This is a genomic window from Sphingobium sp. C100 (genome assembly GCF_000508185.1).
In the GTDB taxonomy this organism is placed as follows: domain Bacteria; phylum Pseudomonadota; class Alphaproteobacteria; order Sphingomonadales; family Sphingomonadaceae; genus Sphingobium.
Genome location: NZ_AYOY01000039.1, coordinates 1 through 9145, shown reverse-complemented (window position 1 = coordinate 9145; position 9145 = coordinate 1). Strand labels below are relative to the sequence as shown.

Genomic DNA, 9145 nt, shown 5'->3' with positions numbered 1-9145 from the left:
GCGGCCGCCGCGACGCGATCGCCGCCGCGATCCGCCAGGCCGGGGCCGACGACATCGTGCTGCTGGCCGGCAAGGGGCATGAGCAGGGACAGATCATTGGCGACCGCGTCCTGCCGTTCGACGACGTCACCGTGGCGCGGGAGAGCGCGGGGTGAGCGAGCTTTGGTCTTCGCACGAAATCGCTGAGGCCACAGGCGGCGCCGTGTCGGCGCCGTTCGCCGTTTCGGGCGTGGCCTTCGACAGCCGCGAGGTGACGGACGGCGACCTGTTCGTCGCGATGCCGGGCGAGACGACCGACGGCCACCGTTTCGTCGACAAGGCGTTTGCGCAGGGCGCGGCGGGCGCGATCGTCAGCCAAGCCGTGGACCATCCCCATATATTGGTGCCCGACAGCGCGGCCGCGCTCGAAGCGCTTGGAAAGGCTTCGCGCAAACGCATGACGGGCAAGGTGATCGGCGTCACCGGGTCGGTCGGCAAGACCGGCACGAAGGAAGCGCTGTTCCTGGCGCTCGACCGCGCCGAGCCGGGCACGGTCCATCGTTCGGTCAAAAGCTATAACAACCATGTCGGCGTGCCGCTGAGCCTGGCGCGGATGCCGCGCGGATCGGCTTTCGGCGTTTTCGAAATGGGGATGAACCATGCGGGCGAACTGGCTGCGCTCACCCGGCAGGTGCGCCCCCATGCCGCCATCGTCACCGCCATCGCGCCCGCCCATATCGAATTTTTTGGCACCGAAGCGAAGATCGCGGAGGCCAAGGCCGAGATTTTCGAGGGGCTGGAGCCCGGCGGCACCGCGATCATCCCCTATGACAGCCCGCATGTCGCGATCCTCTACAACAAGGCGGAACGCCATGCCGCGCGCGTCCTGACCTTCGGCATGAGCCCGGATGCGGATGTCTGCGCGCTGGAAACGGTGCCCGCGCCGGGCGGCGGCACGCTGGTCACGGCGCGGCTGCCGCAGGCGGAACTCTGCTTCACCGTGGCGGCGCCCGGCGATCATTGGGTGTCGAATGCGCTCGCCGTGCTGGCCGCGGTGGAGGCGGTGGGCGGCGATCTGGCGGCGGCGGGCCTTGCGCTTGCCGAAATGCCGGGCCTGCCCGGACGGGGGGAGCGCCGCAGCGTAGCCGTCGCGGGCGGCGCGGCGCTGGTGATCGACGAAAGCTATAACGCCAATCCCCTGTCCATGGCCGCGACGCTCAAGCAGCTTGGCCGCGAAACCGCCGACCGGCGCATCGCCATTTTGGGCGGGATGCGTGAACTGGGCGACCGCAGCGCCGAACTTCATGCCGGTCTCGCCGCGCCGATGAGCGATGGCGGGGTCGATTATGCGATATTGGTCGGCGCGGAAATGGCGCCGCTGGCCGACGCGCTCGCCGGGGCGATGCCCTATGCCCATGTCCCCGACACGGCGAGCGCCATCCCCCTCATCCAAACCGAAATGCGCGCGGGCGACGCGATCCTGGTCAAAGGGTCCAACGGCATCGGGCTGTCCCGCCTGATCGCCGCCCTGGAGCAGGCCACCCGCGACGGAGACAAGAACTGATGCTTTACTGGCTGGCCCAGACCCTGGATTTCGAGGGCATTTTCAACCTCGTGCGCTATCTCTCCTTCCGGGCCGGCGCGGCTATCTTCACCGCGCTTCTGATCGGGCTGGTGATCGGTCCCAAATTCATCGGCTGGCTCCGCGTAAGGCAGGGCAAGGGACAGCCGATCCGCACCGACGGGCCGCAGACTCACCTGGCCAAGCGCGGCACCCCGACGATGGGCGGGCTGATGATCCTGACGTCCATGGTCGCCTCGGTGTTGCTGTGGATGGACCTGTCCTCCACCTATGTGTGGGCCTGCCTGTTCGTGACCCTGGGCTTCGGGGCGATCGGCTTCCTCGACGATTATGACAAGGTTACGAAGGCCAGCCACAAGGGGCTGTCGGGCAAGATGCGCCTGATCTTCGAATTTCTGATCGCCGGTATCGCCGCCTGGATGATCGTCAACCAGCATGGCAACACCGCGCTCTACGTGCCCTTCTACAATGGCCCGGCGATTGAGCTTGGCCCCTTTTATTTCTGCTTCGCCGCCTTCGTGATCGTGGCGTTCGGCAATGCGGTCAACCTGACCGATGGCCTGGACGGCCTCGCCACCATGCCGGTCATCATCGCCTGCCTTGCCTTCATGCTGATCGTCTATCTGGTCGGTCGCGCGGATTTCGCGGAATATCTGGGCATCCCCCATGTGCCGGGCGCGGGCAACCTCACCATATTGTGCGGGGCGATCATCGGGTCGGGGCTGGCGTTTCTGTGGTTCAACGCGCCGCCCGCCGCGGTATTCATGGGTGATACCGGGTCGTTGGCGCTGGGCGGCACGATCGGCGTCATCGCGGTCACCGCCCATCATGAAATCGTGCTGGGCATCATCGGCGGCCTCTTCGTGGTGGAGGCGATGAGCGTGATCATCCAGGTCTTTTTCTACAAACGCACCGGCAAGCGCGTGTTCAAGATGGCGCCGATCCATCATCATTTCGAACAATTGGGCTGGGCCGAACCGACCGTGGTGATCCGCTTCTGGATCATCGCCTTCGTGCTGGCGCTCGCCGGCCTTGCAACGTTGAAGCTGCGATGATCGTTTCGGACGCCTTTGCGGGGAAGACCTATGCGGTGCTGGGTCTGGCGCGGTCCGGCCTTGCCACCGTCGCCACGCTGGTCGCCAGCGGCGCCCGCGTCGTCGCCTGGGACAGCCGCGAAGAAGCGCGCGAGGCGGCGGTTGACGCCGTTCAGGCGCTTGCGACCGGCATGGACGGCGAAGTCTCGCTGCAACTCGGCGATCCGATGGAGATCGACCTGGCCGGTTTCGACGGCATCGTCGTGTCGCCGGGCGTGCCATTGAACCGGCATCCCATCACCATGCGCGCGAAGCTGGCGGGCGTGCCCATCATCGGGGACATCGAATTGTTCGCGCTCGCCCGCCCGACATTGCCGCCGCATAAGGTGGTGGGCATCACCGGCACAAACGGCAAGTCGACCACCACCGCGCTCATCCATCATATCATCGAACAGGCGGGCTATCCCACGGTCATGGGCGGCAATATCGGCCTCCCCATTCTCAGCCAGCCCCCGCTCGAACCCAATCTGAAGGGCATGGGCGTCTATGTGCTGGAACTGTCCAGTTATCAGATCGACCTGACCCACAGCCTCGACTGCGACGTCGCGGTCCTGCTCAACATCACGCCCGATCATCTGGATCGCTACAACGGCTTTGAAGGCTATATCGCCTCCAAAGCGCGGCTGTTCGCCATGCAGTCCGCGCAGCATGTTGCGGTGATCGCGACCGAAGACGATCCGAGCCTGTCCATCGCTGCGGGCTTGTCGAATGTCCGGCAGGTGGCTTCCTTGGATATCGACCCGATGGAACAACTGACCTGGCCGGCGCTCCAGGGGCCGCATAATGCCCAGAATGCAGCTGTCGCGATCGCTGTCGCGAAAGCGCTCGACATCGACGCTGCAACGATCGCCAGCGCCCTCGCCAGCTATGCCTCGCTTCCGCACCGGATGCAGGCGGTGGCGACGCGCAACGGCGTCCTCTATGTCAACGACAGCAAGGCGACCAATGCCGCCTCGACCGCACCGGCTCTCGGCGCCTGGCCGCCCAGGGATGGCATGCCGCGCATACACTGGATATTGGGCGGCGTCGCGAAATCCGACAATCTGGATGAATGCGTACCCTATTATGGCAATGTCGCCCACGCCTACACCATCGGCGAAGCGGGGCATAAATTCGCCGATCTGCTGCGGCCCCATATGGCGGTGGACGACAGTGAGATGCTAAGCGCCGCCGTCCGTCGCGCGGCCCGCATCGCCCGGCCGGGCGACGTGGTGCTGTTATCGCCCGCCTGCGCCAGTTTCGACCAGTTTCGCGATTTCGAAGCACGCGGCGATGCCTTCGCCGCCGCCGTCGCGGCGCTGGAATAGGGAAGTCTCGGGGCGATGAGCAAGAGGGGAACAGGCATGTCCAGGGCTGGTGAACTGGTGAAGGGTTTTCGTACCCGCACCGTCCCGCGCGAACGGACGGCGCTCGCCATCTGGTTCTGGGAAATCGACCGCGTCCTCCTGTCGCTGATCGTCGCGCTGATGGCGATCGGGCTGGTTGCCGTCGCGGCTGCGTCGCCGGTCGCCGCCATTGACCGCTCAACCGCTTCGGTCGCGGTCAATCCGCTGATCTATTTCTATCGCCAGCTCATATGGGTCATGCTCGGCCTGCCGATCATGCTGGTCATTTCCATGCTGCCCCGGCCGCAGGCGCGGCGGCTGGCGATCTTCTGCTGCGCCTTCTTCTTCCTGATGCTGCTGTTCGTGCCTATATTGGGCAGCACCGTGAACGGCGCCAAGCGCTGGATCGACCTGCCCGGCTTTCGCTTCCAGCCGTCGGAATTTCTCAAGCCCGCCTATGTCGTGACCTTGGCCTGGCTGCTGTCGCTGCGGACCAAGGATCAGAATCTCCCGGTGATGCAACTGACCGGCGCGATGACGCTGTTGATCGCGGCGATCCTGATGCGTCAGCCCGACTTCGGCCAGACGGTGATCTTTCTGGCCTGCTGGGGATGCCTGCTGCTGTTGTCGGGCCTTGAAATGCGATGGATCGCAATGTTGGGCGGCGCGGGTCTGGCGGGCCTGGTCGGCGTCTATATGTTCTACGAAAATGGCCGGCAGCGCATCAACGACTTTCTGGGCATCGGCGTCCAGATGGATACCGGCCCGGACCAGACCGACCTTGCCTTTCGCACCATCACCCATGGCGGTTTTACCGGGGTCGGACCGGGCGGAGGCCAGAATAAATTTCGCCTGCCCGAAGCGCATACCGACTATATCTTCTCGGTGATCGGCGAGGAATTCGGCCTCCTCGCCTGCATCGCCATCGCCTGCGTCTACCTCGCCGTCGTGGTGCGCGTGCTGCTCCGCCTGCTGGACGAGGAGGATAATTTCACCATCCTCGCCGCCGCCGGCCTCACCACCCAGTTCGGGTTGCAGGCGATCATCAACATGGGCGTCAATGCGCAGATATTTCCGTCCAAGGGCATGACGCTGCCCTTTATCAGCTACGGTGGCTCCTCTATGCTGGCGCTTTGCATCGGGGTCGGCCTGCTGCTCGCCTTTACCCGGCGCAATCCCTTCATGGGCCGGCATACCGTCGTCAAATGGAGTGGTCGATGAGCATTTCCCGTCACTTCGTCCTCGCCGCCGGCGGGACGGGGGGTCATATGATTCCAGCCCATGCCGTGGCGGAGGAGTTGATGGCGCGCGGCCATCATGTCGCCCTCGTCACGGATGAGCGCGGCGCGAAAATCCCCGGCATCTTCGAATCCGCCCAAGTGCATGTCATGCCCGCCGGACGGATGACGAAGAATCCGGCCAGCTGGCCCGGCGCGTTGAAGGCGATCCTCGCCGGCCGCGCCATGGCCCGCCGCCTCAACGAAACCTTTCGCCCCACCGCCGTGGTCGGCTTCGGCGGCTATCCCGCCATGCCCGCACTGCTGGGCGCGCTGGCCGACGGCATCCCGACCGCGATCCATGAACAAAATGCCGTGCTGGGCCGGGTCAACCGCCTGTTGGCCGGCCGCGTCGACGCCATCGCTACGGCCTATCCCGACGTGCAGCGTTTGAAGACCAGATATGCCGCCAAGGTGCATCTGGTCGGCAATCCGGTGCGCGAGGAAGTGAAGGCGCTGCGCGAGGAGGATTTCCCCGCGCTGACCGACGAAAGCGTATTCCGCGTACTGGTGATCGGCGGCAGCCAGGGCGCCACCATCCTGTCCAACGTCGTGCCCGAAGGCCTGTCGATGCTCCCGGTCGCGCTGCGCCGCCGTCTCCAGGTGACGCAGCAATGCCGCGCCGAGGATATTGAGCGGGTGCGCAAGGTCTATGCGGACATGGAAATCCCCGCCGACCTCGCCACCTATTTCAACGATGTGCCCGAAAAGCTCGGCTGGTCGCATCTGGTGATCGCCCGCGCGGGTGCATCGACCCTCGCCGAACTGACCTGCGCTGGTCGCCCGGCGATCCTGATCCCGCTGCCCAGCGCAATGGACGACCATCAGACCGCCAATGCCCGCGAAATGACCGAGGCTGGCGGCGCGCGCACCATCCCGCAGGCGCGCTTCACCGCCGTCGAACTCGCCAAGCAGATGCAGAAGATGGCGATGGAGCCGGGCGCGCTTCAGAATGCGGCGAAGCGCGCGCACCATTGCGGACGCCCCGACGCCGCGCGTGACATGGCCGACCTGCTTGAAAGCATCGGCAAAGCGCCCATCATGAATGACCCGGTCAAGGTCGGTCCGGCGCCGACGACGCTCAATTTGCGAGGAGTGCCGGCGTGATGGTTCCCCTCGGTCATCCCAGCAAAGGCTGGCGTCTGACATCGTCTTTTTCGGTCCCTCTCGCAGAAAAGAGAGATACCGGCTTTCGCTCGAATGACGGCATATTTTCGGAGTTTATCGCATGAAGGGTGTCGGCACCGATATCGGCACGATCCATTTCATCGGCATCGGCGGCATCGGCATGTCCGGTATCGCCGAAGTGATGCATAATCTGGGCTATAGCGTGCAGGGGTCCGATGTGGCCGAAGGCTATGTCGTGGAAGGACTGCGCGCCAAGGGCATCAGGGTGATGATCGGCCACCAGGCCGAAAATCTGGGCGATGCCGCCGTGGTCGTCACCTCCACCGCGATCAAGCGCGGCAACCCGGAGGTCGAACTGGCGCTGGAGACCCGTATACCAGTAATCCGTCGCGCCGAAATGCTGGCCGAACTGATGCGCCTCAAATCCACCGTCGCGGTCGCGGGCACCCATGGCAAGACCACGACCACCTCGATGATCGCGGCGCTGCTGGACGCGGGCGGGGTGGACCCCACGGTCATCAATGGCGGCATCATCAACAGCTATGGCTCCAACGCGCGTCTGGGCAATAGCGACTGGATGGTGGTGGAAGCGGATGAGAGCGACGGGAGCTTCCTGCGCCTCGATGGCACGATTGCGGTCGTAACCAATATCGATCCCGAACATCTCGACCATTATGGCAGTTTCGACCGGGTGAAGGACGCCTTTGTCGAATTTGTGGGCAATGTGCCTTTCTACGGCGCGGCGTTGCTGTGTCTCGATCATCCCGAAGTGCAGGCGATCCTGCCGCGTGTGCAGGATCGTCGCATCGTCACCTACGGTTTTTCCGCCCAGGCCGACATTCGCGGTGAAAATGTCCAGCCCATCCCCGGCGGCAACCGCTTCGACGTGCAGATCCGTGAGCGCGACGGATCGGTGCGCCGGATCGAAGGCATAGAAATGCCGATGCCCGGCCGCCACAATGTCCTGAACGCCATGGCGGCGATCGGCGTGGCGCTGCAAATGGGTATTCACGACGCGACCATCCAGACCGGCTTCGCCAAGTTCGGCGGGGTCAAGCGTCGCTTCACCAAGGTCGGCGAGATCCAAGCCGGTGACGGAACCGCCACCGTTATCGACGATTATGGCCACCACCCGGTCGAAATCCGCGCCGTGCTCGCCGCCGCGCGCGAAGGCTTGTCTGGTTCGGCGAGCGGGGGTCGCGTCGTCGCCGTGGTCCAGCCGCACCGCTTCACCCGCCTGCACGACCTGATGGACGAGTTTCAGCAAGCCTTCAACGACGCCGATGTCGTTTATGCCTCGCCCGTCTATGCAGCCGGCGAACAGCCGATCGACGGTGTGGACAGCGCGGCTCTCGTCGCGGGGCTCAAGCGGCGCGGTCATCGTCACGCCGCGATCGTCACCGACGCCGACGATCTCGCCGCGCACGTCGCCGCCGACCTCCAGCCCGACGACATGATCGTGTGCCTGGGCGCCGGCGACATCACCAAATGGGCGGCGGGCCTAGCCGCCGCTGTCTCCGCCAAGGTGAAGGAAACCGCCTGATGTTCGAACTGTTCGCCGTGGGTCTGGAAATGCAGAAGCGCATGATCGATGCCCAGATGCAGGGGGTCGAAGCCGCGCGCGACATGGTGGAAGCGGCGCAGCGCAATGTCCGGGCCGGCATGGCCGCGCAGGATGCGGGCGAAGCGGGCATGAAGGCGATGAAAAGCTGGATGAACCTGTGGGGCGTTCGCGGTTGACGACGACGCTTGCCCTTCCGCCCGTTCGTGGCACGCTGAAGGCCGACGCGCCGCTGGCCCCGCTCGTCTGGTTCAAGGCGGGCGGCGCGGCGCAATGGCTGTTCGAGCCGAAGGACGCGGACGACCTGTCCGCTTTCCTGCGCGACCTTGATCCGTCAGTGCCGGTCATGGCGCTCGGCCTCGGCTCCAACCTCATCGTCCGCGACGGCGGTGTGCCGGGCGTGGTCGTGCGCCTCGGCAAGCCCTTTGCGAAGGTCGAGCGGCTGGACGCCACGACGCTGGTCTGCGGCGGCGGTGCGTCCGGCATCCTCGTCTCCTCGACCGCGCGCGATAACGGCATTGCCGGCCTTGAATTTCTGCGCTCCATCCCCGGCACGGTCGGCGGCTTCGTGCGCATGAACGGCGGCGCCTATGGCCGCGAAACCCGCGACATATTGATCGAATGCGATGTCGTGCTGCGTTCGGGCGCACGGGCGACGCTCGGCAACGCCGATCTCGGCTACACCTATCGCCACTCGACCCTGCCGCAAGGCGCAGTCGTGGTCAGCGCGACGTTTCGCGGCCATCCCGGCGAATCCGCCGCGATCCAGGCCGAAATGGACCGCATCGCCGCCGCGCGTGAGGAAAGTCAGCCGCTGCGCAGCAAGACCGGCGGCTCCACCTTCAAAAACCCGGACGGGCGCAAGGCCTGGGCGCTGGTCGACGAAGCGGGCTGTCGCGGCCTTCAGATCGGCGGCGCGCAGGTGAGCGAGAAGCACACCAATTTCCTCCTCAACACCGGCGACGCCACCAGCGCCGACATCGAAGCGCTGGGCGAGGAAGTCCGCCGCCGCGTGAAAGAAACGAGCGGCATAGAATTGGAGTGGGAGATTCAACGCGTGGGCATGTTTGCCGACGACGCCGACAAGGGCATATTGGGGGTGAAGAAGTGAGCGGCCTCAAGCAAATCCTCCCCTGCAAGGGGAGGGGGACCGCCAGCGGAGCTGGTGGTGGAGGGGGGTCGCCCTCTCGATGGCGAGA

8 protein-coding genes and 1 pseudogene are annotated in these 9145 nt (G+C 65.2%); all 9 read left to right on the top strand.

Going from position 1 to position 9145, the window contains the following annotated elements:
* Positions 1-155, top strand: a pseudogene (locus tag C100_RS48150) (UDP-N-acetylmuramoyl-L-alanyl-D-glutamate--2,6-diaminopimelate ligase); the annotation flags it as partial.
* Positions 152-1543 carry a UDP-N-acetylmuramoyl-tripeptide--D-alanyl-D-alanine ligase gene (locus C100_RS29180; RefSeq protein ID WP_024018578.1) on the top strand — a complete coding sequence of 464 codons (1392 nt, stop codon included), beginning with the start codon at positions 152-154 and terminating at the stop codon, positions 1541-1543. The pseudogene C100_RS48150 and the gene C100_RS29180, both read left to right, overlap by 4 nt.
* Positions 1543-2616, top strand: a complete 1074-nt coding sequence (mraY, locus tag C100_RS29175) for a phospho-N-acetylmuramoyl-pentapeptide-transferase (RefSeq protein ID WP_024018577.1) — start codon at positions 1543-1545, stop codon at positions 2614-2616. Before C100_RS29180 ends, mraY begins: the two co-directional genes overlap by 1 nt.
* Positions 2613-3962 (top strand): UDP-N-acetylmuramoyl-L-alanine--D-glutamate ligase, encoded by a 1350-nt coding sequence (murD, locus tag C100_RS29170; RefSeq protein WP_024018576.1) that lies wholly within the window; start codon positions 2613-2615, stop codon positions 3960-3962. The genes mraY and murD overlap by 4 nt, the downstream gene beginning before the upstream one ends.
* A 36-nt stretch (positions 3963-3998) precedes the next feature.
* Positions 3999-5201 (top strand): FtsW/RodA/SpoVE family cell cycle protein, encoded by a 1203-nt coding sequence (locus tag C100_RS29165; RefSeq protein ID WP_024018575.1) that lies wholly within the window; start codon positions 3999-4001, stop codon positions 5199-5201.
* Positions 5198-6364 (top strand): undecaprenyldiphospho-muramoylpentapeptide beta-N-acetylglucosaminyltransferase, encoded by a 1167-nt coding sequence (gene murG / locus C100_RS29160; protein WP_031308744.1) that lies wholly within the window; start codon positions 5198-5200, stop codon positions 6362-6364. The genes C100_RS29165 and murG overlap by 4 nt, the downstream gene beginning before the upstream one ends.
* A 121-nt stretch (positions 6365-6485) precedes the next feature.
* Positions 6486-7928, top strand: coding sequence for a UDP-N-acetylmuramate--L-alanine ligase (gene murC, locus C100_RS29155; protein ID WP_024018573.1), 1443 nt, complete (start codon positions 6486-6488; stop codon positions 7926-7928).
* Positions 7928-8125: a hypothetical protein gene (locus C100_RS29150; RefSeq protein ID WP_024018572.1), complete on the top strand. Its 198-nt coding sequence runs from the start codon at positions 7928-7930 to the stop codon at positions 8123-8125. The genes murC and C100_RS29150 overlap by 1 nt, the downstream gene beginning before the upstream one ends.
* Positions 8107-9057, top strand: a complete 951-nt coding sequence (murB, locus tag C100_RS29145; RefSeq protein ID WP_031308743.1) for a UDP-N-acetylmuramate dehydrogenase — start codon at positions 8107-8109, stop codon at positions 9055-9057. The genes C100_RS29150 and murB overlap by 19 nt, the downstream gene beginning before the upstream one ends.
* Positions 9058-9145: the final 88 nt, after the last annotated feature.